Source organism: Chryseobacterium kimseyorum, assembly GCF_025971945.1.
Taxonomy (GTDB): Bacteria; Bacteroidota; Bacteroidia; order Flavobacteriales; family Weeksellaceae; genus Chryseobacterium; species Chryseobacterium kimseyorum.
Genome location: NZ_JAPDHW010000013.1, coordinates 52,377 through 79,180 on the forward strand (window position 1 = coordinate 52,377; position 26,804 = coordinate 79,180).

Below are 26,804 nucleotides of genomic sequence, written 5' to 3' on the forward strand. Positions count from 1 at the left end.
TTTTATATTATATAAGTTTAATTTTATTTATAGATTGTTTAAATGTTGATTAGTTAAAAATAGAAATAATTTTTAAAAATGCAAGAATTTTTATTATCCAAAGCATAGATATTAGTCTGAGGACTGATTTGAAGAGTTGGCGACCTTTAAATTAATTAAGCTTTCTATTCATCACCCTGTTCATATAATCCTGATACCAGGCTTTTGCAATAAGTTTTCCTTTTTCGGTTTCAGGAGTTTTCACTTTGTCGATTACATTATTTTCGAAGCCCAAATCATTTTTATCATAGATTCCAATAATTTCTTTACCGTCGAAGCGATAAATATAGTTTCCGATAATGAACTGCTCCGAAGAACCGTCAGAATTAACGATCAGTGGAGAATACTTTTTTTCACTCACCAGACTTCTTCCCCAGCTTCTTATCTGCCTGTTGTAGCCGATTAAATCTGCTAATGTCGGATAAATATCAATCTGCTGTGCAACTTCATTATTCACACCTTTTAAATTTAATTGAGGATTCGGAGAATAAAAAATCAACGGCACGGCAAAGCGGTTCATGGCTTTCTCATACTCCGGATAATAAATCTGGTTGGGATGATCTCCTGTGAAAACAAATATCGTATTATTGAACCAGGGTTGCTTTTTAGCTGTTTCAAAATATTTTTTAATTGAATAATCGGTGTACTGCATCGGTTCATGCATCTCAATATTTCCTTTTTTAAATTTTCCATTATATTTCGCAGGAATTTTGAAAGGATGATGCGAAGAAGCCGTAAATACCGTTGCCATGAAGGGTTTCGTTTTTCCTACATTTTTAGCAAAGTACTGAAGAAACGGATCGTCCCAGATTGCCCACATTCCATCGAAATCTTCGTTGTGATTGTACTCGTCTTTCCCAAAATAGTGTTTGAAACCCAAAATATTTCCGAAGCCCAAAAACCCCATTGATCCATTCGGTGCACCATGATAAAACGATGTATCGTAACCCATTTCGTTGCAAACCGAAACGATCGACTGAATTTTCTGGTTAGAATATGGCGAACTGGTAAAAGCATCCGTTAAACTCGGAATTCCCGCCAATATACTGCTCATCCCATGAATCGACTGTCTACCGTTGGCAAAAGTGTTCGGAAAAATCAGACTTTCGTTGGCTAAACTGTCGATAAAAGGAGTGTAAGAAACATAATCTTTAATGTTTTTATCTTTATTAAAAGCACCGGAATATTCCCGGCCGAAAGATTCTACAATAAAAATTACAATATTAGGTTTATCCGGAACCTGTCTGTCATAGATTTTATAAGGCTCAATATTTTCAGTGATAAATTTCTCATCAACAAAATGTACCTCTTTGAAATTATTGCTTCCCAACGTTCTGAAAAACGAAAAAGTACTGTTCAGAACAACATTGCCCTGAAGCGGAGTTTTTACAAATTTGTTGGCATCAACAAGGTTAATCGGCCGCGTACTGTGTTTGAAATCACCACGGATTCCTCCTACGATTAATACTGCGGAAAGGCAAATCGTCAGCACAGAAAGAATAAAATATGGAATGAGTTTCGCCGGCTTTCTTTCCTCAACTTTAAATCTTTTATACAGAAAAACCCACAACACCATCAATGCAATGAACCAAAAAATCACAAATGGATGTTCTTTGGTAGAAACTGTAAACACTTTTAAAATATTGGTTTCATGTTTTGCGACCTGAAAAGCGGCAGAAGTCAGTCTGGTCTGAGAAAATTTGTAATAAATAAAATCTCCGAAATTCATCATATATGCAATTCCGTTGGTGATAAAGTACAGCCAGAAAAGAATTTTCTGGTAAACTTTTTTCGTATTAACAATAACCGGAATTAAGCTCAACAGAATAAACAGTGAGTTGACATACAAAATAGCAGTAAGGTCAAACGCAATCCCATGGAAAGCCAGACTCAGGTAATCAGCAACACCATCTATTTTTATTAAATCTTTATTAAAAAACCAAAACAGAAATCTGGCAAACTGATAAAAAACAAAAGCCAAAAAAATCCTGTAACATAAAATCAGGACTTCCTGCTTTCTAAATTCTTTAAAAAAATTCATTTTAGGTATTGATGTTTTTTTATTCAAAATATTTAGAGCCTTTTCAAAGTCTTTTAAAACAAAAAAAAGTCAAAACAGTTTATTAAGAGATATGAGAATGCTTTGAGGCTCAAAAAAGGAAGTCTTTGCTATAAACCTTTTTTGAAGTTTAAAGAGATTTTCCCTTCACTATTTTCTTTTGCGACTTTTGTGGTTTATTATTTTTCAGTGCTTTTAACGAGGCTTTATTGGTCTGCAAATTTAAGTTAAATTCACAGTATTGTAATTTTTAGTTCATATTAATTAAGGTTAAAATTTTTAAAAAATGTAATTTTGCTTTCATGAATTTCATTAAAAACAATCTGGCAAATGCCATTACTCTTGGGAATTTATTTTCAGGCTGCGTCGGAGCTGTCCATTTACTTAATGGCGATTATCAGACGACTGCGATCTGTATTATCCTGTCATTGATACTTGATTTTTTCGACGGATTTGTTGCGAGAGCTTTAAAAGCCAATTCCAATTTAGGAACACAACTGGATTCTTTGGCGGATATGGTAAGTTTTGGTTTCATTCCGGGTCTTGCGATGTTTAAAATGCTAGAACCTTTCGGGAATGAACTTTTAGGGATGCAGCTTCCTTTCGAAATCAAGTATTTTGGATTTCTGATTACGCTTTTCTCATGTTTAAGACTGGCAATTTTTAATCTGGATGAAGATCAGAAATATTATTTTAAAGGTTTAAATACGCCGAGTAATACAATTTTGATTTTTGGAATTTATTACGTTATTCAAACTCTACAATCAGGAAATCAGTTTGGAACACTAAGCATCAATTTTAGCGTTGAAATTTTGTTACTTTTAACTGTAATTTCTTCCTGGCTTCTAATTTCACCAATTAAAATGATTGCCATGAAATTCAAATCAATGAAACTACAGGATAACTATCCAAAAATAGCACTATTGATTGGCGTAATTCTTATTTTAATTATATTCAAAACTGTCGGTATTCCTCTGGTGATTTTATATTACATTTTAATTTCAATGATCTTTCAAAAACAATTAAAGTAGAAAACTGGAAGTTTTCCCATTTTCAAATTAACACATTTCAAACTATAAAATAAACATAGGTGAAAAAGCCAGAAGCCAATCGCCAGCAACAAAAAGCAATTTAAAATGAACTTAAAACTCCATAAACCTCTCTGTATCTTCGATCTTGAAACAACCGGAATCAACGTCGGGAAAGACCGAATCGTTGAAATCTGTATTTTAAAAGTAAATCCTGATTCTTCAAGAGAAAGCAAAACCTGGCGTGTAAATCCTGAAATGTCCATTCCTTTACAATCCAGTGAAGTTCACGGAATTTATGATGAAGACGTGAAAGACGCTCCAACTTTTAAAGAAATTGCCTCTAAAGTGGTAGAAATGATTTCTGGCGCAGATTTGGGTGGTTTTAATTCTAACCGATTTGATGTTCCGTTATTGGCGGAAGAATTGCTCCGTGCAGATTTCGATTTTGATTTGAGTAAATTCAAATTAGTCGATGCACAGACTATCTACCATAAAATGGAACCTCGAAATCTGGGTGCAGCCTATCAGTTTTACTGTGGGAAAAATTTAGAAAATGCACATTCGGCGGAAGCTGATGTTTTGGCAACTTTCGAAGTTTTAGATGCCCAGGTTGGTAAATATGATGATGTTCCGAAAGAGATTAATGCCTTAAGTGAATTCAGTTTTCATAATAAGAATGCTGATTTGGCAGGTTTTATCGGATTTAATGATAAAAATATCGAGGTTTTCAACTTCGGAAAATATAAAGGTCAGGGTGTGAAAGATGTTTTCAAAAAAGACCTTGGGTATTACGGATGGCTTCAGAATGCTGATTTTCCGCTATACACGAAGAAAGTCTTCACCAAAATTCAACTGTCAAGTAAATTTTAAATTATGAATGATTTAGTTAAGTTCAAATTTTACGAAACCGCTCTCGAAGCCAACAGAGATAAACAGATCTTAGCTGAAAACGACATTCAGAGTTTCATTGCCAACGAGCAGACCATTCAGTCAGACTGGCTTTTATCTCAAGCATTGGGCGGAATTCAACTGCAGGTTTTTGAGAATGATTTTAAAACCGCCGAGAAAATTCTTATTGATTATCATGAAAACAATAAGTTCTCTCTGAAAGTTGAACACACCGTTGAAAATCCGAAGTTTGATTTTGTCTGCCCGAAATGTGGCTCGAATCATATTTATAAAGATGACAGCTCGACGAGTTTCTTTGGGATTTCTCTGCTTTCAAGCGATAAATACGTTTGTTATTACTGTGAGAACGAGTTTACGCATGAGTAAGTAAAACATACTTTGTCATTCTGAAAGAATCTAAATAGTGTTTTAAATATACGCTCAGATTCCTACGGAATGATAAACTTGAATGGTTATTCACAAATGTGAAAATAACAGACAAAACCCCTAGCCCAGATCGCAACGGCATCCTTTTTTGTTGAGGACAGAGCGAAGCGGAGGCCTTCCCAAAAAAGATATAGTGGAGAGCTGGAAATAGCTCCTAAAAATAATAATGCTCAATAAATTGTTCCCAGGTATTTCAGTTAATATTTCTGAATTACCATCGACAAAAATAAAAATATAACAATGAAAATAATCTGCATCGGAAGAAATTACAGTGAACACGCAAAAGAGCTGGGTAACGCCATCCCAGACAAGCCTGTAATTTTTATGAAACCTGACACTGCGGTTTTGAAAGGAAATGACTTTTATATTCCGGAATTTTCCAATGACGTTCATTACGAACTGGAAATTGTGGTGAAAATCTCAAAAGGTGGAAAGTACATTCAGAAAGAAGCAGCGAACAAACATTACGAAGAAATTGGTTTGGGAATCGATTTTACTGCAAGAGATTTGCAAAGCGATTTAAAATCTAAAGGTCTTCCGTGGGAACTGGCAAAAGGTTTCGACGGTTCTGCTGTGGTAGGAAACTTCTTCAGAAAGGAAAATTTTGACCTTAAAAATCTTCAGTTTTCATTATTAAAAAACAAAGAAAAAGTACAGCACGGAAATTCAAAAGATATGATGTTCAAGATTGATGATATCATCGCATTCGTATCTCAGTATTTCACGTTAAGAGTTGGTGATTTGATTTTCACCGGAACTCCTGAAGGGGTAGGAAAAGTTTATGAAAATGATATTCTGGAGGCTTATCTTGAGGAAGAAAAGGCTTTAGATATTCGAATATTATAAATTTTTAACAGTTTTTTTTTATATTATTTTCATATCTTTAAAAGACAAATTAAAATATAAAAATATGATCAATATAGTACTGCCAGTAGATTTTGGCGAAAAAACAGATCAGCTAGTAGACGGAGCGATAGAATTTGCGAAGAAAGTCAACGGAAAGCTTAATTTAATACATGTAGCGCCTACAGATATTGGTTTTGCAATCGGAGATATGGGTTACCAGTATTTTCCCGAGGTTGAAGAAAACGAAATCCGGGAAGAACTTGTGTTGCTCAACAAGATTAATCAAAAAATTCTTGCTCACGATATTGATTGCGAACACCTGTTGAAACAGGGCATTGCCAAAGATATTATCTTGGAATATGCAGACACCAAAAATGCAGACTTTATCGTAATGGGTTCTCACGGTAGAAGCGGAATTTACGATGTCTTTGTAGGAAGCCTAACCAAAGGAATTACAAAAAATTCTAAAGTACCGGTTTTGGTTTTACCAATTCATGACTAGACAAATTATAAGCATAAAAAGACCGATCAAATAAAACTTTGATCGGTCTTTTACTATATAACCAATTAATTAACCTTCTTTTTTGTAGATCGTAGGATCGTAATAAGGGTTTTTACCCTCAGTCGGAGAATAATACTCTTTGTCTTTGTCCCCTCCAAGCGTCACCACCAAGACATAGCACCAATATGTAAATAGTACGCAACAAACTAAGAATAAAATCCAGTTGAGTACGTTTCCAAAGTTTTCGAAAAAACCAAAAGACCATTTGAAAACCCTACTTAAGAATAGAAAGAAAGACGTCATTATTTTCCTTTTTTAAATTAACTTTGCACAAATTTATAAAAAATGTTTAGATTACTTTCAAAAGAAAGCAATATTTTTTCAATTCCTGTTTACATTGGTTTTCTTCTTTTAGTAGTAATTATATTTAATATACTGAATTTCAACTCGTACGAAGCAATAATTGCGGTTATTACGTTTTTAGGAATTGCGTTAGGTTATTTCTGTTTTAATACTATTGCGCTGAATTATCAGACGCATCTGCCGTTATTTCTGTATACATTTTTTATTTTCGGACTTTATCCCGGGAAATCCGATATCGGAATTGCGGTTGCTTTGCTGACAAATTCTTTTCTTTTGCTTCTTCTTACAAGTACTGATGAAGATTTAAGAAAAAAATCATACGTGCTGGTAGGATCTATTTTAGCGCTTAATTTCGTATTTCTGCCTACAACATGGCCGATGATTTTCTTTGTGCTGATTCACCTGATCGTAACCTCAGAGAGAATTGGTCTGAATATTTTCAGATTCTTTTTAGGAATGTCTTTGATTGCGTTAAGTTACTTTTCACTGATGTTTTTTATGAGATTCAACGACTGGAATATTGATTATCTGCCGTTTGGAAAAATGAGGTTTATTACCGATTACGCAGAACTTCTTCCTTTGATTCCTATTTTGCTGATGTTGATTTATGCAATTTATGATCACTTTAAACATTATAATAAGAAAAGCCCGGTAAGCCGGTACAAATATACTTTCCTTCTTGTATTCTCATTTGCACAGCTGGTAAGTATCGTCATGTACATGAATACCAATTATGAATATCTGCTTCTTCTGGCATTTCCGGCAACGATTATTATCAGCAGAATGCTCAGATTCTTACCGAAGTACTGGATGCAGGAGGTCAGTCTTTGGGTGATCATCGCAAGTCTGGTTGGTTTTAAGGCAGGTACCCATTTCAATTTATTTTAAAAAAAAGATTATGATTCAAATAGACGATAAATTAATTTCTGAAGATATTTTCTCTGAAGAATTTGTTTGCAACCTTACCAAATGTAAAGGTGCATGCTGTGTGGAAGGTGATGTAGGAGCTCCGTTGGATAAAGACGAGCTGGTAATTTTGGATAATATTTATGATAAAATCAAACCTTATCTTACTGCTGACGGTATAAAAGCTTTGGACGAACAGGGAACGTGGACCACTGATCCCATGGACGGAATGTACGTAACCCCTATGATTGAAGACGCAGAATGTGCCTATGTAACTTTTGATGAGCGCGGAATCACAAAATGCGGAATTGAAAAAGCCTATGAAGACGGTGCTATCGACTGGCAAAAGCCTATTTCTTGTCACCTCTACCCAATCCGTGTTACAGAGTATTCTTCGTTTTCAGCATTAAACTATCATGAATGGCCGATCTGCAACGACGCCTGCACACTGGGCAAGGAACTTCAGGTTCCTGTCTACAAGTTTCTAAAAACACCCCTGACAAGAAAGTACGGTGAAGAATTCTACTCCACTTTAAGCGAAGTCGCTGAGGAATGGAAAAAGGAGTATGGAAAATAGACGTTGGGTGACAGATGATGAATGATAGGTGATGGGTTATGAATGATCGGTGTAGAATAGTAAACAGACATAGTTTACTTTTTGATATGTGAAATTTGTTTGAGTCCCAACGGGACGATTTAGCAAAGGATAGGATGTAATCCTATTAATTGTAAATTTCAATTCAATTTCAATTCAATTCAATTCAATTCAATTCAATTCGTTCATTCTTTCATTCTTTCATTCTTTCGTTGAATCATCGATTGACAATAAAAGTTTTCTCGTTACGACAATACTTGACAACAGTCTTAACGGGACGATTTTATTAGGATAGAAGATAATTCTCGTTAAGAAAACTTAATCAATACATTTACTTAAAATGTAATTTTTAAAAAAAGCAAAACCACCGCAGAAAAATTTCTACGGTGGTTTTTATTTAATCGACTAAGATTATTTGAATTATTTTACTACAGTGGCTTTTACTGTTGCAGTTTCAGCCTTTTTTGGTGCATTTTCCCAGCCGTCTTCCGGCATCAAAGTAGCAACAATTCTGTTTTTATTAAGATATTTTTTAGCCACATCCTGAAGATCTTTTACAGTCAGGGCCTTCACTTTCTCCTGATAGTTTAAGATTTCATACTTATCAGTTCCATCCATCTGGTTTTTAGTCAATGAGTTCATCCAATACATATTGTCTCTCATATTGGTTTTATCGTCATTGTATTCACCTTCCTTGTATTTGTCAAGATCTTTCTGCTCAGGACCTTTATCAATCAGCTTCTGAAGTTCAGCAATAGCACTTTTTGTCAGCTTATCTGCATTTTCAGGTCCACAAGGGAAGCTGATGCTGAATGAGTAGCTGTTGTAAGGTACTTTTCCCATATAACCTCTTGCTCCACCACCATAAATTCCGCTTTCATCCTCTCTTAGTTTTTCTATGACTTTAATGGTTGCCACTTCACCTAAAGCTTCCAAAGCGATTGCCTCTTTCTCATTGTAAGGAGCTTCTCCTGCATAGACGATCTGCACCATACTCTTAGGATCTTTTCCTTTTTTGTAAACTTTGGTAAAGTCACCCATCATCTGTCTGTATCCAGTATCTTTATACTTGGTCTCTTTTCCGGTAGAAGGAAGACTTCCGATATACTGCAGAACTTCTTTTTTAAAGGTAGCCTCATCAATGTTTCCTACAAAATAGAAATGGAAATTCCCTGCATTGGCAAATTTCTCTTTATAGATATCATAGGCTTTTTTATAATCAGTCGCTGCCCAATCTTTTTCCATAGGAATAATACCAATAAATCTCGGGTTTTTCTGATTTAAAAACTTAGCGTGCTCACTTGAGAAGTAGAATTGTGGATTTGAAAGCATATTGTCCAACATCGCAGACTGCTTGGTTTTGAATGCATTAAACGCTTCCGGACTGTAATTTAATCCTGTGAAATACGCATAGATCATTTCCATCGCAGTACCAAGATCCTTTTGGCTTGTTCTACCGTTAATCCCTTCTGTTAATGGGCCAATAAAAGGATTTACATTTACCTGTTTTCCTGCCAGATAATTGGTAAGATCTGCTTTTGAAAAACCATTGACACCTGCTTCAGACAGGGCCGAATAAGCAAACTGTGTTTTGTTGTATTCTGCATCCGGAATGATTGAGTTTCCTCCCAAGCTTCTTGCAGTGAAAACAATCTCATCATCTTTAAAGTCAGTTTTTTTGAACGTTACTTTTGCGCCGTTTCCTAAAGTCCAGGTTGTAGTACCTAGCTTAGCATCCGTTTCTGTTTTAGCAATTTTACCTTCAGATTTGAAACTCTTGACAAGATTTTTAATCGCTGCTTTTTCTTCGTAAGGTTTAAGATCAGCCATTTTCACATTATCGAAAGTCTTCAGAACCATCGCTTCTGTAGGCATCGTCACGTTATCTTTTTTAGGACCAGTAATTACAATTACACGGCTGTCCTCTTTCACCATTTTCTTAATTACCTCATTGGTCTGAGCCAGTGTTACAGACGGTAAGAATTTCTTAGTATCTTCATATTCCCATGCGATTCCCGGCATTGGTTCCTGCTCAAGGAAGTTTCTTACATATTCGTCTACCAACATATCGCTTTCTGTCTTATCGCGGTTGTTGTAAGATCTTTCTAAGTTTGATAGCACCTGAGATTTTGCTCTGTCTAATTCACTTTGAGTGAAGCCGAATCTTTTCGCTCTTTCTGTTTCCTCTAAAAGAACATTCAGCGCGCTCAGCTGGTTACCTTCTTTTACCATTGCAAATCCCTGGAATGCTTCCTTAGTTCTTGCATAAGATCCGCCATGATATACAGATCCGAAAGTGAACGGTGGATTATTTGAGTTCACCAGTTCTCTCAATCTGTTGTTAAGCATCGTCGTCGCAAGATTCTCAACAAGACTCTGATTGTACTGCTCTACCGTAACATCCGGCGTATAGGCTTCAGAATCTTTCATAACAAACTGAACCATTGAACTTGTAGCATCCGGATCAGTTTCTATAGCAACAAGAGTCTCCTGGTGATTTGGTAAATCAAAAGTTTTTCTTTCTCTTGGCTTAGATGGATTTTTATATTTCCCGAAATTATCTTTAATTTTTTTCTCGACCTCATCTACATTGATATCTCCTACCACAACAATCGCCATCAGATCCGGTCTGTACCAGTCTTTATGAAACTGTCTGATCACGTCTGGTTTAAAATTTTGCAATACCTCTTTCGTCCCGATCGGAAGTCTGTTGGCGTATTGAGATTTATAAAGAAGTTTAGGTAAATATTTGTCAGACATTCTTTTGTCTGCTCCTAATCCCAGTCTTAATTCTTCCAAGACAACACCTCTTTCTTTATTAATCTGCTCATCCGTAAGCAAAGCATTAAATGCCCAGTCTTCCATTACTTTAAGACCTGCATCAAGGTTTCCTGGTTTGTCTAAAGGTACCGGAAGCATATAGACGGTTTCATCAAAGCTTGTGTAGGCATTAAGGTGCTGACCGAATTTCACCCCGATTGACTGTAGAAAGTCTACCAATTTGTTGTCCGGGAAATTTTTGGTTCCGTTAAAGTTCATGTGCTCCATAAAGTGAGCAAGACCTCTCTGGTTTTCATCTTCAAGAATAGATCCGGCGTTGATCGCTAAACGGAAGTCTACCTTTTTCTCTGGCAAAGTGTTTTTTTTGATGTAATACTTCATCCCGTTCGGAAGAGTACCTGTTTTTACAGAAGCATCCATCGGGATATTCTGCGCGAATGCATTAGCGGATGCCATTAAGACCATCCCTAATGACAGTAGAACTTTTTTCATACAGTTGTTATTAAATTTTGCGTGATAAAAGTATAAATTAATCACAGTTACAAGAAATTTTATCCCTAAGATTTTAGTTAAAGTTGAGTTAAAGTTTATTTCACAAACAGTTGTTTAATTATTGTAGCCTAAATCGAGCTCTACCCTGATGATTACAAATCCAATAGCAGCAGGTTATCAAACAAAAAAAGACCGGATAAATTCCGGTCTTTTCTTTCTTAAAGATTTATCATTTATTTGAAATCTGCGTCGCTTACTCCAGAGTTCAAGGTTACTTTATTGGTTTTGATGGTAACTTTCTGCCCCTGACCTTCTGCTTCTATCAGCTCAGGAAACTTGATACCGTCTACTGTAATATAGCTTTTCATAATCGCATCTCCCTGCCCTGTTCCTGCTTTATAAAGCAATCCTGTAGCAGCGTCGAAATAGAATTTACCTTTATCTGAAGACAGTACGTTGTAGTCTTTACCGTCAATTTTCTCAACGGTTACCGTACTAAATTTTGAAGCATCGTATCCTAAGGCATCGATAGTTGTGCTTTTTTTAAGCTCCTCTATCTGAGCAGCAGGAATCTCAGTTTTAGCTCCCATTTGATTCATGAAACCCTTTTCACCGTCAAAAACCTGAGTCATCTCCTGTCCCATTACGGTCTGCACAGATTTGAATTTATTCCCCATTTTTTTTGTAGTAGAACTGATCTCCATGCCCTGAGCGGTAATTGTATTTTCAATGATGGTAGATTTTACAGACTCCAGTTTTGCTTTTCCTCCCAATGCGGTAAGATAGTTGTCAACAACCTGTTTTGGAGTGATCTGCGACGTTGATGCAGCTGTTTTTACGGTAGCCGTAGATGTTTTTTGTGCTACTGCTGATGTAGAAAACAATACAGCGCAGAAAAACGGAACGATTATCTTTTTCATATGATTTAAATTTTAGTGATGTAAATATAAGAATTTTGAACGGTACAGGAGTATCAACAATTATTCCATAAAAGAATATTTATCCACTACCGACATCAGACTGCATTTATTGTTTAATAAATTTTGTAGAACTCGTGTTTCCATTTCTGTCAATGATCTGCAGAATATAATTTCCTCTCGCAATATTGCTGACATCCAACTGAGAGGTTTTTCCTGTATTCTTCTGAGAGAAAATCTTCTGACCTGCCATATTAAAGATATTGAATTCTGCCACCTCTTTAGCCGATTTCACAAAAAGATAATCCGTTACCGGATTTGGATATACAGATAAGCCCCCATCTATTTCCACAGATTTTACGCCCAGTGCATCGAGTGAATTGATCTTTACATAAGAGAAGTTAGCATTCATCACATTTCCTGTACTTGCCCAACATGAGGTGAAAAGTGTTCCGTATCCTGCAGTAGAAGTTCCCGCGGCATGAGTGGAAGCAGAAGTACCATCACTACCGGTATGGCGGATTTCTATTAAAAGATTGGTTCCGGTGTACAGATAGGGAGTATTAAACACGATATCGAAAGTAAAAGCGTTTGGCGCGCCTCCTGCGGTAAGTGATCCAGCCGGAATGAGCAAACTGCCTGCCCGCACCTGAGTCTGAGTTCCCACTACATTCGCAGTGAAATTCAACTGTCTGTTTGCCGGGTCTACACTGTTACTCAGATAAACTTCATAGCTTGGAAACGTTGTATTGGCAGCCGGCCAGGAAACAGTTGCCGTGGTCGGCAGCCTGAAGGAAATAGAAGTAAGATACTTCCCTGATAAAGTAGTAAGCTGAGAATCATCAATAATCAGCTGATTGGTTCTTGCACCGTTGGTTAATGGACCTATAAAAGCTCCGGTTACACTGATATCCGGGATTACTTTGGAAGTTTGTGAATTTAAAGAAGCTGTAGTCGATATCATTAAAAATGAAATGAACAGACATACTTGCCGTATTGAGTTCACTGCTGTCTGAGCTGATTTTTTCAATACTACATCCTGTACTTGATTAAAAAGTAAAATTGTTTTCATAATGTAATTTTTTGATTATCATAAAGATAAGATTTTATTCTAAACAAAATATTAATATTTTCTGCATACTAAAACCGCTTGCCAACAGCGAAAAAATTCGCCTCCTGCCAGCTTTTTTTGTAGGTTGAAATACATCTAAACAAAAGGATTTTCCGATGACTTCGAGGTTGCGGATGCCGAACTGTCTGTCCGGTGCTCAAATTCTCCCGAACAAATTATATAGCACAGATTTTAGCCTGTGTTTTTTTTCTTCAGACATCATATTTGTAAATTTGAGAAGACATATTACGAAAGAAAGACGCAAAGTCAGGAGATTTCGTAGGTGGGTTAAATGTTTTTTACAAATTTCCTAATGGTTAAATTACTAATTCTGACAATTTTTTCTTCGCTGCTGTTATCGTGTACGAAAAATATTTATCAACAAAAAAAAGAATCCATTAAATTCAAAAATAATGGAAGACATATTTATATTAAACTAAAAGCTAACGAATATGATGAAGGAAATTTCTATTTTGATACAGCATCTGGTTGGTTTATTATAGACAGTACCTTTTATAAAAATAAAAGAATGTCTTTTAATCATTTTTCTGAATCAGAAAATATAGGGACTGGAAACAGTCCGGCGAAAATGATTCAAATTCTTGATACGATTAAATTTTCTGTAAGTAACAATACATTTTCTTCAAAGTATACTATGATTCATAATCTGAAAAAATCTTTCGGCAGGAATATCGACGGAATTGTGGGGTTTGTAAATTTTGGCAATATACCGTTTGAAATAAATTATATCAAACAGAAAATTATTTTAAACCCTGAAATAAAGGATAACTATCAAGCAATTCCTGTTAAATATGATGGAAACTACATGTATCTTCCCATGGAACTGGTGCTGAATAACGGAACAGTGAAAAAAGGAGATTTCATAATTGATACCGGTTCTTTCAAAACAATCTTAACAAGTGAGTTTGCTAAAAATGAAGATATTATTAACAGTAAAAAAGTAACTTATATCAACAATGGCGGAGTTAGCGGATTACATATGGGATATTCTATGTTTGCATCTGAAATAAAAATTGATAAATTCAAACTGGTCAACCACCAAATAGATGTTAGCAATGACAGTATTGGAGCTCTATCGAAAAACAAAAATTACATCGGTATTGTCGGCAACGATTTATTGGATCATTTTGATATCATCTATCATCCCACTCAGCAAAAAATTTGGGTAAGACCAAATAAAAATATCAATAAACCATCAGATGATTTATACAAGGCTTTTGTTTTAATAGAAACAAATGATAATGACAAACAGTGGCTCGTTGGAAGTATTTATGAAGAAAGCGATGCTTACAAAAGAGGAGTGAAACATAGAGACGAAATTGTAGCAATAAATAACGTTTCTGTTAAAAAATTAAATCTTGAAAAATTTGACCGACAGCTTACACCAAACGAGAAATTAAAGCTTAAAGTAAAACGAGGAGATCAATATTTTGAGATAGATACTTATCTTAATGTTTTCTTACGGAAAAATGAGTAAAGAGAAGTAACGTAAAAACAAATCTTTTAAATAAAAACCTACTAATAGCTGGTAAGAAGCAGGCTAAATGTACACTTAAATATTCTGCATAAAAAAACCCAGCCGAAGCTGGGTAAAAACTAATAACCATGAAAACTCAATTAAACTTGAGAATCGATTCTATTAGAAGCAATAACTATACCTAACAGTGTTAATAAATACTTAACAAAAGTTATTTGTTTGTTAAAATTACTTCCAAAATGAGATTGTTTTCACATTCATCGTAGGATTTCTGAATTAAAACAAAGTTATTGTTCTCACGATAGGTCAAAGGCGTTTTTTAAATTTGTTCAACGCCATGACGTACTGGACTAAGTGGATTTTTTCAGTAGGTCCATTTTTCTATTAGTCTAAAAAACATATTATAGGGTATAAAACAAAGAAAGCCGGATTAGATCCGGCCTTGTATAATCAGAATGTCAAATTTTAATTCAAAAATTGTGCTTCTGTACTTATTGTTTATAATCCAACGTTGATTTTGAAAGAAGGATTGATCATTAAAGTAAATTCGTCAGCCAAAAGCTTCTGACCTTGAATCTCCATAATTAAAGAGTTTTTCTTTGATCTTAAATACTCGATCAGTTCAGCGTCTTCAGTTGCAAAAACTATTTTATCAGTACTGGTGTTGTTCATTACCGTTGCAACTAATTTCTTTTCAAGCTCAGGAGTTTTAATGTAAAGTCTGGCATTTTTGATTGCATCAAGTTTTCCGTTTAAGGTAGAACTTTTTAATACTATCTCTAAAGATTCCAATTTTGCAGATGTCAGGTTATCAATAGAAAGACTGCTGTATTTCTCCTTGATTTTTGCATCAACATCAAGATCCAATGGGATTTCAGGGTAAGTAAGATAGCCGGTTGTGGTAACAGATGCAAACGGTACCGTAGTTTCTACTGATAATGGTATTGCAAATGGAACTGGAACACCGTTGTCATCATCACAACTTGTGAATGTTGTAAGCACAACAAATAACGAGAGCATCATCAAGCAAGACGAGTAGATTTTTTTAATCATAATAATAATATTTTTTTAATTTCAAATCTAACCTTACAAATATGGAACCACAAATTATTTTCCTATCATTAAATTGAAAAAAGGTGTAGATAAAAATAAAATTTCACCGTGATGTATCTGCAGATTCCCACCTCCTGCAACAAGAAAACCCACCGATTTGGTGGGTTTTAATTGTATATTTAAAAAGAAAATTACTTCTTCAATTCTTCTAAAAATTCGTCGTGCGAAATTGCAGTTTCTTTTTTAGTAGCTTTTTCAAGAATTACATCTTTCAGTTTTGCCATAGCAACTTCAGAAGAAATTTGTCTTACCTGCTCTTGGTCTTTCAACATTTCAGCAGCATATTTCTGAACTTCTTCATCTCCTAAATGGTGAATTCCGTAGATCGCCAATTGATTTCTTACCAACTGCTCAGCCTGAGCTAAAACATCAGCGTAATCTAATTTGATATCGTTATCTGACATCAATTTTCCTTCGATGATCTGATATTTCAATTGAGTTTTCTCAGCTTCAAGAATTTCTTTAGCCTGCTCTTCAGACTGGATGTTCTGATTAGAGAATACCAACCACTTCGTCAGGAAAGACTCAGGAAGTTTAACTTCTTCTTTTTCAGAAACCTGCTCCAAAACTTTGTTTACAAAGTGTACGTCTGCATTTTGCTGGAAGTATTCGTCTAACTCAGTTTTCACTTTTTCTTTAAGTTCATCCTCAGTTTTGATGTTTCCTTCTCCGTAAACTTTATCGAATAATTCTTCGTTAAGTTCTGCTAAGTTTAGGCTGTAGAAATCTTTTACTTTTACTTCAACTTCAGCGTGGTGTAAGTGCTCAGCTTCTTCTTTAGTAAATCCTAATTCTTTCGCTAAGTTTTCGTCAGAAGCTAAAGTTTCCTTAGAAACTTTCACAGACTCATCCATTTTAAGACCTTTTACCAATTTGAAAGCATCTTTGTTTTCAGCAGTAATGGTAGCATTTTTTGGATGGTGGTGGTGCTCACCTTCAGCATCTTCTTCCACAACCTGAGAAATCTCCAAGTTGATATAAGAATCTTTAGTGATTTTGTCTTGCGGAACCTGCTCTGCAAAACGTTTCTGCATGTTCTCGATGCTTTTGCTGATTTCTTTATCAGAAGCTTCTACTTTGTAGTGAGGAGCCTCATATTTAGCCAAATCTATAGTAAATTCTGGTTCGTAACCTACTTCGAAAGCAACTTCCAATTTCTCAGCATTGTGGTTGAAATCATTCACCGGCTGAGGTACTGGCTGACCTACAAGTCTTAGTTTGTTTTCGTTGATATAGTTATTCAAAGCATCAGAAACTTGTTTGTTGATTTCTTCGAATGCAATCCCTGCTTCATATTGCTTTCTAACCATACTCAAAGGCACTTTTCCTTTTCTGAAACCAGGAACCTGTGCGTTTTTAGCATAATTAATCAATTGCTTTTCTACTTTTTCTTTGTAGTCAGATTTCTCCAATGTTACTGTAAGCAATGCACTTACATCATCATGGTTTTTTGCGGTAACCTTCATTATTGATTAAAATTTTAGGTTGCAAAAATATGAATTTTTTATTAAAATAAGCCATTCCTTTTGTTATAATACGTTAAAATAAAAAAGACACTATAGAATAGTGTCTTTCAGTCTTATTAAAATTTTGTTCTCTAATAATTTTAATGTGCGTCAACCGTAATATCAACATCAGTTTCACCACCTGTAGTCTGCCCTAACTGGTTGGTTGCAGAAGGATAGTTCTGGTTAACAGTTGCCGGACCGTGGATTAATTTGATATTCATTTTTCCTGTTGTCTGTACAGAATTTACAGTCCACTCACTTCTTAAACCTAATTTTTGACCGTCTGTTCTTACAATATCATTGGCTGTTCTCAGTACGTTAATATCTGCATTAGCAGGATTAAATACAATAAAGTGGTGATCTTTTTCCTCTTCAATCTCATCTGAAGAATGATAATGATCTTCATGCGCAATCTGGAAATCCAATTCCGCCAAATACGTATCACCAGCGTGTAAATGCAAGTGCCCGTCTGCCTGACCTGCAATAACATTCACAGTCTGAATATCTGTAGCATCCGCTTTATTGGTCAGTTTTAAAACCACCTTCCCAATCTCATCATGCTCGTGAACATCTTCTGGAATACTGTCATCATCTGAACGACAAGAAAATACTAAAAATGCTGCTAAAAGAACTAATGTAATATTGAATAATTTTTTCATTTTAATTTTAAATTTTAAGTTATAATAATTAGAAATTGTACTTCAGAGTCACGACGAAATTTCTTCCCGGCTCATACATGTAATATCTGAGTCTGTTCAGATATTCGCGGTACTCTGTGTTAAATACATTGTTGATTCTGAAATTGACATTCAGATTTTTAATAATATCTGCTCCTACTGAAGCATTAAATAAAGTGTAAGCAGCGGGTGTCGAACTAAAATCGACAGTTTCGCTTCTCTCCACTCCATCTTTGATAAATGTTACGGGAAGATCTCTGATTGGGAAACGGTTCTGTTTAAAAGCATTCTCGTTCTCCAGGGTCACATAAAAATGAGACGGCTTACTCAGATTAAGCTCAATTGAATTTCTCAGCTTTGCCGGCATCATTAAAATCAGAGGTTCATTATTCGAAAGATCGTCACCTTTCAGAATACTGAATCCTGATTTCCATTTCAGATTATCTAAAATATTGAGTTCCGCATCGGCATCCAACCCGTAAATCCTTGCTTTGATCTGCTGATAAGTCCAAACCGGGAATACTCCTCTGTTGGTACTCATCACGCTTGTCGGAATCTGATTCACAAAATTATCAGACATCATTAAATAAGGATTCACCTCCAGATGAAGACCTTTTAAAACATCAAAATGACCTGCCACTGAAAGATTCACATTATAAACCGTTTCTTTTTTAATATTTAAATTTCCCTCTTCCATAATTGCAGCAGAGTGATGAAGTCCGTCTGAGAAAAGCTCTGCAGGATTCGGCGTTCTGTCTGCTCTAGAAAGATTTAATTTAAACTCAAAATTCTGCGTTGGCCTGTAATCTAAACCAATATTGGCAGAGAAATTATGATAATCTAAAATAGGTCTCGTCAGAATTCTGCTTCCCGATTCGTTCACAAAAAACTGAGGAAAAGTATCCGCGTAATTCGCATTCCACTTATCTGAGTCGTAATATTTGTAAGCGTCATATCTGCTGAAATCATATCTTGCTCCGGCTTCAACATTTAACTGGGTATTCAGACGGTATTTAAATACAGAAAATGCTCCTGCATCATATCGGTAGTAATCCGGAATTAAACGTCTAGCCTTTGTAGAAGGATTGGGATAGTTATCCTGAAAAGTTCCGGAAATTCCACTTTCTAAGCTCCAGTTTGAGCGTTCGATCAAATGAACCAAACTCGCAGAATGCGTAATCAATCTCAAATCCATTGACGGAAGATCATTAAATTCGCCCCGTCTGATGTCATATTCTTTTCTGCGGTTCAGCTGAAAGCTGTACTGGAACGTTAATTTCCCAAAATCCGCAAAACGTCTGTATGCAGACAGCTTGGCAATATGATGTGCCACTTCCTGCTTCGGGTTATCAATATCGTACATAAACTGATCCAGATAATAAGACTGACCGAAGTTTACTGCATTATAAAAGTCTTCAGGACTTGCCAAATGCGCGCCTCTGTAAATCCCGAATTCCTGATTGATTCCGCTGTAAGAAACATCAAAGCCCTGCATAAAACTGTGCTTCCCGAAAGAGAAGTTAAAAGAGTTAACCTCAGCTCCTGTATTCTGCAATGTATGATGCGGAACATACAGATCGCCAAGCTTCTTATAACTGCCACCGGTTTTTACAAACCATTCGTTTTCCCATGATTTTAAAACGTTAGTGGAAATCTCAGCACCTTTCCCATTGGAAATCCCTGAAAGTTTAATGTTTCCCATGAGTGTATCTCTTTTTGGAACCGTGGCTGGCTCAAGAACGACCACTCCGCCTACGCCTTCGTTTCCGTATTTTAATGCTGATGCTCCTTTAATGACATCAATGTGTTCGAAATCATTGGTATCAACATTTGGTGCATGCTCTACACCCCACTCCTGTTCTGCCATCTTTACGCCATTATTCAGAATAGAAATCCGGCTTCCGTACAAACCGTGAATTACAGGTTTCGAAATATTATTCCCTGTCTTTAAAGCTGTAACACCCGTCATTTTCGAAAGTAAATTTCCTAAATTCTCAGTAGAATTTCTCTCAATATCGGTATGGTTCAGCGTCTGCATAATCACCGAACCTTTGGTTTTGTGACTTCCATGAATAGTGACGGTTTCTATTTCACCAATATGGTGTTCTAAAGTAATGGCTAAATGAACATCCTGTGTAACTCCTACATTTTCAGTATAATCATTACAATCAGGATGCTTTGCAATGAGTGTGTAATTCCCTGAAGGAATTTTATTGAAAGAAAACTTTCCGCTTTTATCTGTTCTCGCAGTGAAATCTCCCAATTTTACCACAGCATTTTCGAGCATGGTTTTATCGTGGAAATCCTGAACTGTCCCCTGAACAGTGAAAGTTTTCTGTGCATTCGTAAACACCAATCCACAAAGGATCAGCATTACACTATAAATCAGTTTCATTGTAAATAGCTTGATTGTATACTTTTTTGCCATTGGCTATCTGCTTTTCGCTTATAGCATTGAATCAACATCAATGATGATTCGTCGCAACTGTAAAGTATTTTTCGTTAAAATAATTGATTGGATTTTCTTTAATAGTTTAGGCAAAGAATTCATCTCCGAATGCTCTGATTTTAGAAAATGAAGAATTAATCGGCTTAAATGCAAAGCATCAATATCTTTCTCAAGAAAATTTTGAAAGGAAATTTGCTTCGAATGTGAATTCTAAATGTAAAATATTTTTGATTACACTAAAATTCAATTCCTTAATTCTCCTTATCGCTTTAAACATAGTATGGTTTTAAACAAAACATCACGCATTTAAAACTCATTTAAATTCTAAAAATTTAAACTAAAAAAAATCCGGTAAGTAAACTGGTAATTAAGAAATGGTGGGTGGACCCCGAAGTTGGAAGGTGAATTTAGTCTGAGACCAGATTCTCTCCTGAACAGCGATTATTTGTTCTACCTCATGCGTATAGCTTTCGAAAGCAAAACTAAATTCTTCAGGAACCAAAGTATTTCCGGTTGCTAAGAAATGACAGGCCAAACAGTCGCCGGCTTTTTCTTTAGCATCAGATTTTGAAATATTGTTCTCTGATTTTTTAAGATTAAAACCTATAAAAACATCAGCAGATTCATGACTGTGAAAGCTTGAAGAAAACAATGCAAAAAAGTATATCCCAAACATCAGTTTAGAGATAAAGCTTTTTAATTGTCTGCTTTCTTTGAAAATCATTTGGCAAAAATAAGAATAATATTTTAAAGGATTTTAATTAAACATTAAATTATGGTTATTTAATGATGATTTGTTGCGAACAGTGTTGCTCCTACAGAGCTTAGAATTTTTAACGTCATCTTATTCTACAGACAGACCGCTCCTACGGAGCTCAAAATATATTCTAAAAACATGTTGCTATTAACAGATCGCTCCTACGGAGCTAAAAATTCTTCCTCCACTATTTCTCATACACGAAGCTTCTACGAGAATCAATATTCGGCGGATTTTTAACTACAAATATTGCGCTCCTGCGGAGCTCAAAATTTCATAAGAGAATGTTTTTTCTACAAACAAAGCGATCCTATGGAGCTCACAAACTTCTGATCTACACACATAGCGCTCCTACGGAGCCTACAAGCTTAAGAAATACGAAAATTGGTTTGCAGGATTTTATGTTCACAAAAAAAGGATGAGCCAAAAACCACCCATCCTTATCTTTTACATTTCGTTAAAAATCAATCTAACTGTGTTCCCAAATGCTCCCACTCCTGCAATGCAAGATCAAGATCTTCTTTGGTTTTATTGTATTTTTCTAAAGTTTCTTCAGAAGGATTTTCTTTGGTGAAAGAGGCTTCGTAGTTTTCGATCTCAGTTTCCAGTTCTGAAATTTTCTCTTCCACTTTTTTCAGTTTATTCTGAATACTTTTTTGTTCTTTGCTTACGATGGTTGTGGAGGGAGCATCAACTTTAGGTTCAGATTTCACTTCAACTTTCACCTTTACATCGTCGCTGTGAAGTTTTGCTTTTTCAGCAGAAATTTCACGGATGCTTTCTTTCTGTCTGAACTCAAGATATTCGTTGATATCACCTAAGAATTCTTTCATATGCCCATCACGGAATTCGTAGATTTTATCACAAAGTCCCTGCAAAAATTCTCTGTCGTGAGAAATCACAATCAAAGTTCCTTCAAATTTCTGTAAAGCCAGCTTGATAATCTCCTTAGACTGAATATCCAGGTGATTGGTAGGCTCATCCATAATCAAAGTATTGAACGGACGCAATAATAATTTACAAAGTGCCAGACGGTTTCTTTCACCTCCTGAAAGTACTTTTGTCTTCTTATTCACCGCTTCACCCTGAAACAGGAAAGATCCCAAAAGATCTCTAACTCTCGGTCTTGTTTCTTCGGTTGCTGCATCTTCTGCCTCTTCCTGAACAGTTTTGTTTGGCGTTAAAACTTCTTCCTGGTTCTGAGCAAAGTATCCAATATTGACGTTGTGACCTAAGTTCCAGTTTCCGGAATAGTCTTTAATATCTCCTGAAAGAATTTTCGCCAAAGTTGTTTTCCCCTGTCCGTTCTGTCCAAGAAGTGCAATTCTGTCGCCTCGCTGAACGATAAAGTCTACATCGTCAAAAATCTGCTTCTGACCGTAAGCTTTCCCAAGATTTTCAGCCTCGAAGATCACCTTCCCGGGAACCTGAGACTGTACGAAACGGATATTGAATTTAGAAACGTCTTCGTTATCCACTTCAATACGCTCGATTTTATCTAATTTTTTAATCAAAGACTGCGCAAAAGAAGCTTTGGTAGCACTCGCACGGAATTTGTTGATGTTATCTTCCATCTGCTTGATTTCCGCATCCTGATTTTTCTTAGCCTGAATCAGTTTTTCACGGCGGTCTTCACGCATTACCAAATATTTAGAGTAGTTGGCTTTATAATCGTCTACTTTTCTGTTGTTGACATCAAAAGTTCTGTTACAAACCGCTGTCATAAACTGTTTATCGTGACTTACCAAAAGAATTCCTCCGGGATAATCTTTCAGGAAGTTTTCCAGCCAGATAATAGATTCCATATCCAGGTGGTTGGTGGGCTCATCGAGAAGCATCAAATCGTTCTTCTGAAGAAGCAGTTTTGCCAGTTCGATTCTCATTCTCCAACCTCCGGAAAATTCATCAGTGATTTTTTGGAAATCATCAGCTTTAAAACCCAGTCCAAACAATACTTTTTCAATATCACCTTCCAGATTATAAGCATCATGATGCATCAAAAGATCATTCAGATCAGTCATTCTGTTGATGAGATCTGTATAAGCATCACTTTCGTAATCGGTTCTTACCGTTAATTGGTGATTGATTTCCTCCAGTTCTTCTTTCCACGCATTGATTTGCTCAAAAGCCTGCATGGTCTCGTTCCAGACAGTTCGGCCTTTGACGAAATCAAGATCCTGCTTTAGAAATCCGATGGTAATATTTCCTTCCGGAACTATGTTTCCTTCGTAGAAAGTAATTTCGCCGGAAAGCATTTTCAGAAGCGTAGATTTCCCCGCTCCATTTTTACCAACCAAACCAATTTTATCATCCTTTTTAATGGTGAAATTCACGTTTTGAAACAAGTAGTTTCCCGAATGATGTAAGCCTAAACCTTGAACCGAAAGCATCTTTATGAGTAATTAATGATGAATAATGTGTACTGAATATTTTTCGGGTGCAAAAATACGCAAAATAAAGGACTTTAAATTTAATAATTCCTTACGGTGATATGAAAACAGCTTTGCTGGCGTTCTTTGATATAATAAATCCTTCCGGCATCGGCATAGTATCTTAACACTTTTTCTAATGCAACCTCCAATTTAGGGTTTGTTTTAAGCTTATTATTAAACCGCACGTAAGAAATATCGAAAGAATTTCCATAATTGTGCGAACTTATTCCCAACGATGCATTGGCATTAACTTTTCTTAATCTGCACTGATCTTCCAGTGTTCTGGTGATCGATGAAACCGTAAATGTATGTCCTTTGGTTTCCTTACTGAATCTTGCACCTATTTTCTCTAAAGTCGCCTTGGCTTTAGAAACTAAATACGCTCTGCTGTAATCTAATTTCTGAACCCTGTACCCTTTTCCAGTTTTCTTGACTGTATGAAATTTTCCTTTGTTGATGTATTTCTGAACTTGCGAAGTATTTTTAAGAATATTTACATTAAAACTTCTCGACGCGTCTAAATGTGGCTTGTACAGCGGAGTCGGCTCAACTTTTAAAACCTCGGAAAAATCGTAGCAGGGTATCTTTTTTTTTGACATCTGACAGGATAAAATCTGATAAAAAAAGAATAGAATGATGTACAGTAGCTTCCTCATTAAATACTATTTTGAAACTTTAAACGCAAAAATACAGTTTTTGTTACTCAGATACTGATCGTTGGAATCAGTACATAAACATTTATCACTATAAATTAATTCATAATTTTTGTTAATAATTCATATTAAAAATAATCAAAACCCTAAATACTGACACAATATTTATTTTATTTCGGTTAATTTTGAATAATTAATTTTTGTAAGTTTGCCACTCAATTAAAATACAAAAAAAGATGATTACAAAAACTTCAAAATTTGTTGCCGAGATGCTCGGCACAATGGTACTTGTTCTAATGGGCTGCGGTAGCGCAGTAATTGCAGGCGCAGACGGCACTACAGGCGTAGGATTTCTGGGAATTTCTTTCGCTTTTGGTCTCAGCGTTGTTGCAATGGCTTATGCAATTGGGCATATTTCAGGATGTCACATTAATCCTGCTATTTCTATAGCAATGGTCGCAGCAGGCAGAATGAAAATGGATGAGGCAATCCGTTATATTATCGCGCAAATTATCGGTGCCATCATTGGTGCAGGAATTCTTTACGTACTTTTCATCAATCATCCAGGCGGTGTAATGAAAGAATGGGCTCTAGGTTCAAACGGCTGGGGAACAGGATATTTCGACGCTTATAATATGACCGCGGCTTTTGTCGCTGAATTTGTGTTTACATTTATTTTTCTGATGGTAATTTTAGGATCAACCTCTACTAAAAACATCAACGGTGGTTTTGCAGGTTTAGCTATTGGTTTTTCGCTGGTTTTAATTCATATTGTTGGAATTAAAATAACAGGAGTTTCAGTAAATCCTGCAAGAAGCATAGGCCCGGCAATTTTCGCACAGGGCGCTGCACTTTCACAGTTGTGGTTATTTGTTGTGGCACCGGTTTTAGGCGCAATCTTTGCCGCTTTCACTTACAATTTATTGATGGAAAGACCGGAACAGGCAAAATAACGATTACAATATTATTCAAAAAAAAATCCTGTCTCTCGGCAGGATTTTTCTATTTTATCTTTTTGATTTCGAAAGGATTTCTGAAAATAAGCTCTTCATGTCTTCCTTTGATTTCTAATTTTCTCTGCAGTAAATTCAAAGCCATTTTCCGGATGAAAAGATCTTTATCATTTAATTTCCAGTAAGAATCTTCATGTACTTTTTTAGGTTCTCTGATGAGATAAAATTCAGTATCCCAAGTGTCTGCATTGTGATAAAATTCGATAATTCCGCAATGTTCGGGAATCTGAGAGTGCTCAATCATCCCCATCGGAAGCAGAAAACTGAAGGCATTGCAGACATAGTCTCCACAACAGATTTTGTCGTGTTTTAAAAATTTTTCGCCGGTTTTTGTATTGATATATGACTTTTTAAAATCATTTTTAAAATCACTTTTCGAAAGTTTGATTTCAATCTCATGACTGAAACCTTCGGAATCTATGACCAACATATCAGCTTCCCAATCTGAATGGAAGTGATTACTCAATACAATTTCCTTTTCAAAATCGCAGTTTGCATGAATGTATGCATGAACGAGTTCTTCTATCTTTAACACTTTTTTTGATGCTTTATTTTTAACGCAAAGTTCGCTAAGTTTTTTAAAAAAATTACTATCTACATTTTTTTTAGAAAGGCGCTTCACTTAACGTAGACCGTAAGTTTTTTAACTTACTAACAGGCTACAGCCGCGGATGTCCGAATGATCAATCCTTCCCAACACCTGAAATTTCTTTTCATCTTCAGTCAACAGTTTCCCTAAATCCTGCGTGGCAATAAACGAACAGGAATGAATATTTGCCAGATCAATTATATTGATCGCACCTGTTTTTCCCGCAGTTTCGTAGCTCAGAGGATCCTCCACATTTCTGACCAAAACGCGCATCCATTCGGGACATTCATATGTATTTTCACCTAAAGAATATGCCTGTGAAAGCAGTTCGGTCATTGAATATTCTGAATAAATCTTTTCGGTCTGAAAACCCTTCTGAAGAATTTTCAGGAGTTCATCTTTGGTCATTTCTTCTTTCCGTCCTTTCATTCCGCCAGTTTCTATAACTGTCAGAGCGTCGGAATTTTGAAATACTAATGAGTTTGAGTCACAAAAATCCAGAAAATCTAAAAGCGCAAACGAAACTCCAAAAAGAATAACTTTCTGACCTTTTATTTCATTCAAAAGTTTAAATAAATCTTCGTGATTGTAGAGAAAATATCCGTTTTCAGGCTTGTCTGATTTTTTCATCAGATAATCTACCATATAGATCAGTGACGAATTTTGTTTCTCCAGGTAACTCGGTAGCAATCCTAAAAAAATATAATCTTCAGGTTTGCCAATAAAAAGCTCGAAGCTTTTGTAGATGCTTTCCTGATAGATATTTTCGTTCGCAATATAATGTTTAGACAAATTCATCTGCGTGGTTCCCGAACTCTGAAAATACAGATCAGTGGAAATATTTTTGTCTAAAATCTGATGATTTTTAAACATTTCAATCGGCAGAAAAGGAATCTTTTCTATAGACCTTACCGCTTCTACGTCGATATTGAGATAATCCACAAATTTTTTGTAAACCTCAATGTTTCTGTATTGGTACCGAAAAGTAGTCAGCGCCACATCCAGAAATTCTTGTTCGGTCTTTATGTCAAATATACTTTTCAATTTAATTAAGAATAATTTTAATGCCTTATTGATTCATTCTGAATCATTTAGGAAGCCTGAAATCTTTTTTAATGTTAATTTAATATGTAAAACT

Annotated in this window: 23 protein-coding genes; 9 read left to right on the top strand and 14 right to left on the bottom strand. The window is 35.6% G+C overall.

Annotated elements, in window-relative coordinates:
- Positions 1-151: 151 nt before the first annotated feature.
- Entirely contained in the window at positions 152-2,080 is a 1,929-nt protein-coding gene (locus OMO38_RS16165; protein WP_264751222.1) for an LTA synthase family protein, read from the bottom strand.
- A 320-nt stretch (positions 2,081-2,400) separates the two neighbouring features.
- Here OMO38_RS16165 and OMO38_RS16170 point away from each other — a divergent pair, with 320 nt between their 5' ends.
- From OMO38_RS16170 to OMO38_RS16190, 5 genes are all read left to right on the top strand, one after another.
- The gene (locus tag OMO38_RS16170) at positions 2,401-3,129 is read left to right on the top strand and encodes a CDP-alcohol phosphatidyltransferase family protein (RefSeq protein ID WP_264751223.1); all 729 of its coding nucleotides are present in this window, start codon (positions 2,401-2,403) and stop codon (positions 3,127-3,129) included.
- Positions 3,130-3,234: 105 nt separating this feature from the next.
- A complete protein-coding gene (locus OMO38_RS16175) occupies positions 3,235-3,999 on the top strand; it encodes a 3'-5' exonuclease (protein ID WP_264751224.1) in 765 nt (254 codons plus the stop codon).
- A gap of 3 nt (positions 4,000-4,002) precedes the next feature.
- Positions 4,003-4,404, top strand: coding sequence for a DUF2007 domain-containing protein (locus OMO38_RS16180; protein WP_264751225.1), 402 nt, complete (start codon positions 4,003-4,005; stop codon positions 4,402-4,404).
- Positions 4,405-4,704: 300 nt separating this feature from the next.
- The gene (locus OMO38_RS16185; RefSeq protein ID WP_264751226.1) at positions 4,705-5,310 is read left to right on the top strand and encodes a fumarylacetoacetate hydrolase family protein; all 606 of its coding nucleotides are present in this window, start codon (positions 4,705-4,707) and stop codon (positions 5,308-5,310) included.
- Between the two features lie 64 nt (positions 5,311-5,374).
- On the top strand, positions 5,375-5,812 hold the full coding sequence (locus tag OMO38_RS16190; protein WP_264751227.1) for a universal stress protein: 438 nt from the start codon (positions 5,375-5,377) through the stop codon (positions 5,810-5,812).
- A gap of 69 nt (positions 5,813-5,881) precedes the next feature.
- Here the strand turns inward: OMO38_RS16190 and OMO38_RS16195 are convergent, their stop codons facing one another.
- Positions 5,882-6,115, bottom strand: coding sequence for a DUF6341 family protein (locus OMO38_RS16195; RefSeq protein ID WP_264751228.1), 234 nt, complete (start codon positions 6,113-6,115; stop codon positions 5,882-5,884).
- Positions 6,116-6,157: 42 nt separating this feature from the next.
- Here OMO38_RS16195 and OMO38_RS16200 point away from each other — a divergent pair, with 42 nt between their 5' ends.
- Both OMO38_RS16200 and OMO38_RS16205 read left to right on the top strand, forming a co-directional pair.
- Entirely contained in the window at positions 6,158-7,063 is a 906-nt protein-coding gene (locus OMO38_RS16200; RefSeq protein WP_264751229.1) for a DUF6427 family protein, read from the top strand.
- Positions 7,064-7,073: 10 nt separating this feature from the next.
- Positions 7,074-7,658: a DUF3109 family protein gene (locus OMO38_RS16205; protein ID WP_264751230.1), complete on the top strand. Its 585-nt coding sequence runs from the start codon at positions 7,074-7,076 to the stop codon at positions 7,656-7,658.
- A gap of 438 nt (positions 7,659-8,096) precedes the next feature.
- On the opposite strand, the gene OMO38_RS16210 is transcribed toward OMO38_RS16205, so the two are convergent.
- From OMO38_RS16210 to OMO38_RS16220, 3 genes are all read right to left on the bottom strand, one after another.
- Positions 8,097-10,949 carry a M16 family metallopeptidase gene (locus OMO38_RS16210; protein WP_264751231.1) on the bottom strand — a complete coding sequence of 951 codons (2,853 nt, stop codon included), beginning with the start codon at positions 10,947-10,949 and terminating at the stop codon, positions 8,097-8,099.
- 233 nt (positions 10,950-11,182) lie between these two features.
- Positions 11,183-11,869, bottom strand: coding sequence for a hypothetical protein (locus OMO38_RS16215; RefSeq protein ID WP_264751232.1), 687 nt, complete (start codon positions 11,867-11,869; stop codon positions 11,183-11,185).
- A 106-nt stretch (positions 11,870-11,975) separates the two neighbouring features.
- The gene (locus OMO38_RS16220) at positions 11,976-12,938 is read right to left on the bottom strand and encodes a T9SS type A sorting domain-containing protein (RefSeq protein WP_264751233.1); all 963 of its coding nucleotides are present in this window, start codon (positions 12,936-12,938) and stop codon (positions 11,976-11,978) included.
- Positions 12,939-13,290: 352 nt separating this feature from the next.
- Here OMO38_RS16220 and OMO38_RS16225 point away from each other — a divergent pair, with 352 nt between their 5' ends.
- Entirely contained in the window at positions 13,291-14,475 is a 1,185-nt protein-coding gene (locus tag OMO38_RS16225; RefSeq protein WP_264751234.1) for a pepsin/retropepsin-like aspartic protease family protein, read from the top strand.
- Between the two features lie 498 nt (positions 14,476-14,973).
- Here the strand turns inward: OMO38_RS16225 and OMO38_RS16230 are convergent, their stop codons facing one another.
- The 7 genes from OMO38_RS16230 to OMO38_RS16260 all read right to left on the bottom strand — a co-directional run bounded on the left by OMO38_RS16230 (position 14,974) and on the right by OMO38_RS16260 (position 24,067).
- Positions 14,974-15,528, bottom strand: a complete 555-nt coding sequence (locus tag OMO38_RS16230) for a hypothetical protein (RefSeq protein ID WP_264751235.1) — start codon at positions 15,526-15,528, stop codon at positions 14,974-14,976.
- A 191-nt stretch (positions 15,529-15,719) separates the two neighbouring features.
- On the bottom strand, positions 15,720-17,054 hold the full coding sequence (locus OMO38_RS16235; protein ID WP_264751236.1) for a trigger factor: 1,335 nt from the start codon (positions 17,052-17,054) through the stop codon (positions 15,720-15,722).
- 140 nt (positions 17,055-17,194) lie between these two features.
- A complete protein-coding gene (locus OMO38_RS16240; protein WP_264751237.1) occupies positions 17,195-17,755 on the bottom strand; it encodes a hypothetical protein in 561 nt (186 codons plus the stop codon).
- Between the two features lie 28 nt (positions 17,756-17,783).
- Positions 17,784-20,168 carry a TonB-dependent receptor gene (locus OMO38_RS16245; protein ID WP_264751238.1) on the bottom strand — a complete coding sequence of 795 codons (2,385 nt, stop codon included), beginning with the start codon at positions 20,166-20,168 and terminating at the stop codon, positions 17,784-17,786.
- 421 nt (positions 20,169-20,589) lie between these two features.
- Positions 20,590-20,946 (bottom strand): hypothetical protein, encoded by a 357-nt coding sequence (locus OMO38_RS16250; protein WP_264751239.1) that lies wholly within the window; start codon positions 20,944-20,946, stop codon positions 20,590-20,592.
- Between the two features lie 497 nt (positions 20,947-21,443).
- Positions 21,444-23,369 (bottom strand): ABC-F family ATP-binding cassette domain-containing protein, encoded by a 1,926-nt coding sequence (locus OMO38_RS16255; RefSeq protein WP_264751240.1) that lies wholly within the window; start codon positions 23,367-23,369, stop codon positions 21,444-21,446.
- Positions 23,370-23,449: 80 nt separating this feature from the next.
- Complete coding sequence (locus OMO38_RS16260) at positions 23,450-24,067, bottom strand: DUF5715 family protein (RefSeq protein WP_264751241.1); 618 nt, start codon at positions 24,065-24,067, stop codon at positions 23,450-23,452.
- 233 nt (positions 24,068-24,300) lie between these two features.
- Here OMO38_RS16260 and aqpZ point away from each other — a divergent pair, with 233 nt between their 5' ends.
- Positions 24,301-25,017, top strand: a complete 717-nt coding sequence (gene aqpZ, locus OMO38_RS16265; protein ID WP_264751242.1) for an aquaporin Z — start codon at positions 24,301-24,303, stop codon at positions 25,015-25,017.
- A gap of 49 nt (positions 25,018-25,066) precedes the next feature.
- Here aqpZ and OMO38_RS16270 read toward each other — a convergent pair whose 3' ends face one another.
- Both OMO38_RS16270 and OMO38_RS16275 read right to left on the bottom strand, forming a co-directional pair.
- Positions 25,067-25,612, bottom strand: coding sequence for a hypothetical protein (locus tag OMO38_RS16270; protein ID WP_264751243.1), 546 nt, complete (start codon positions 25,610-25,612; stop codon positions 25,067-25,069).
- 108 nt (positions 25,613-25,720) lie between these two features.
- Entirely contained in the window at positions 25,721-26,710 is a 990-nt protein-coding gene (locus OMO38_RS16275) for a LuxE/PaaK family acyltransferase (protein ID WP_264751244.1), read from the bottom strand.
- Positions 26,711-26,804 lie beyond the last annotated feature (94 nt).

Bases quoted from the DNA above. Each gene is read 5' to 3' on its own strand.
- OMO38_RS16240 (WP_264751237.1), bottom strand. From the start codon at position 17,755: ATGAAAAAATTATTCAATATTACATTAGTTCTTTTAGCAGCATTTTTA.
- OMO38_RS16165 (WP_264751222.1), bottom strand. From the start codon at position 2,080: ATGAATTTTTTTAAAGAATTTAGAAAGCAGGAAGTCCTGATTTTATGT.
- OMO38_RS16175 (WP_264751224.1), top strand. From the start codon at position 3,235: ATGAACTTAAAACTCCATAAACCTCTCTGTATCTTCGATCTTGAAACA.
- OMO38_RS16220 (WP_264751233.1), bottom strand. From the start codon at position 12,938: ATGAAAACAATTTTACTTTTTAATCAAGTACAGGATGTAGTATTGAAA.
- OMO38_RS16205 (WP_264751230.1), top strand. From the start codon at position 7,074: ATGATTCAAATAGACGATAAATTAATTTCTGAAGATATTTTCTCTGAA.
- OMO38_RS16225 (WP_264751234.1), top strand. From the start codon at position 13,291: ATGGTTAAATTACTAATTCTGACAATTTTTTCTTCGCTGCTGTTATCG.
- OMO38_RS16245 (WP_264751238.1), bottom strand. From the start codon at position 20,168: ATGAAACTGATTTATAGTGTAATGCTGATCCTTTGTGGATTGGTGTTT.
- OMO38_RS16260 (WP_264751241.1), bottom strand. From the start codon at position 24,067: ATGAGGAAGCTACTGTACATCATTCTATTCTTTTTTTATCAGATTTTA.
- OMO38_RS16185 (WP_264751226.1), top strand. From the start codon at position 4,705: ATGAAAATAATCTGCATCGGAAGAAATTACAGTGAACACGCAAAAGAG.
- aqpZ (WP_264751242.1), top strand. From the start codon at position 24,301: ATGATTACAAAAACTTCAAAATTTGTTGCCGAGATGCTCGGCACAATG.
- OMO38_RS16170 (WP_264751223.1), top strand. From the start codon at position 2,401: ATGAATTTCATTAAAAACAATCTGGCAAATGCCATTACTCTTGGGAAT.
- OMO38_RS16235 (WP_264751236.1), bottom strand. From the start codon at position 17,054: ATGAAGGTTACCGCAAAAAACCATGATGATGTAAGTGCATTGCTTACA.
- OMO38_RS16250 (WP_264751239.1), bottom strand. From the start codon at position 20,946: ATGATTTTCAAAGAAAGCAGACAATTAAAAAGCTTTATCTCTAAACTG.
- OMO38_RS16230 (WP_264751235.1), bottom strand. From the start codon at position 15,528: ATGATTAAAAAAATCTACTCGTCTTGCTTGATGATGCTCTCGTTATTT.
- OMO38_RS16215 (WP_264751232.1), bottom strand. From the start codon at position 11,869: ATGAAAAAGATAATCGTTCCGTTTTTCTGCGCTGTATTGTTTTCTACA.
- OMO38_RS16195 (WP_264751228.1), bottom strand. From the start codon at position 6,115: ATGACGTCTTTCTTTCTATTCTTAAGTAGGGTTTTCAAATGGTCTTTT.
- OMO38_RS16210 (WP_264751231.1), bottom strand. From the start codon at position 10,949: ATGAAAAAAGTTCTACTGTCATTAGGGATGGTCTTAATGGCATCCGCT.
- OMO38_RS16190 (WP_264751227.1), top strand. From the start codon at position 5,375: ATGATCAATATAGTACTGCCAGTAGATTTTGGCGAAAAAACAGATCAG.
- OMO38_RS16200 (WP_264751229.1), top strand. From the start codon at position 6,158: ATGTTTAGATTACTTTCAAAAGAAAGCAATATTTTTTCAATTCCTGTT.
- OMO38_RS16180 (WP_264751225.1), top strand. From the start codon at position 4,003: ATGAATGATTTAGTTAAGTTCAAATTTTACGAAACCGCTCTCGAAGCC.
- OMO38_RS16255 (WP_264751240.1), bottom strand. From the start codon at position 23,369: ATGCTTTCGGTTCAAGGTTTAGGCTTACATCATTCGGGAAACTACTTG.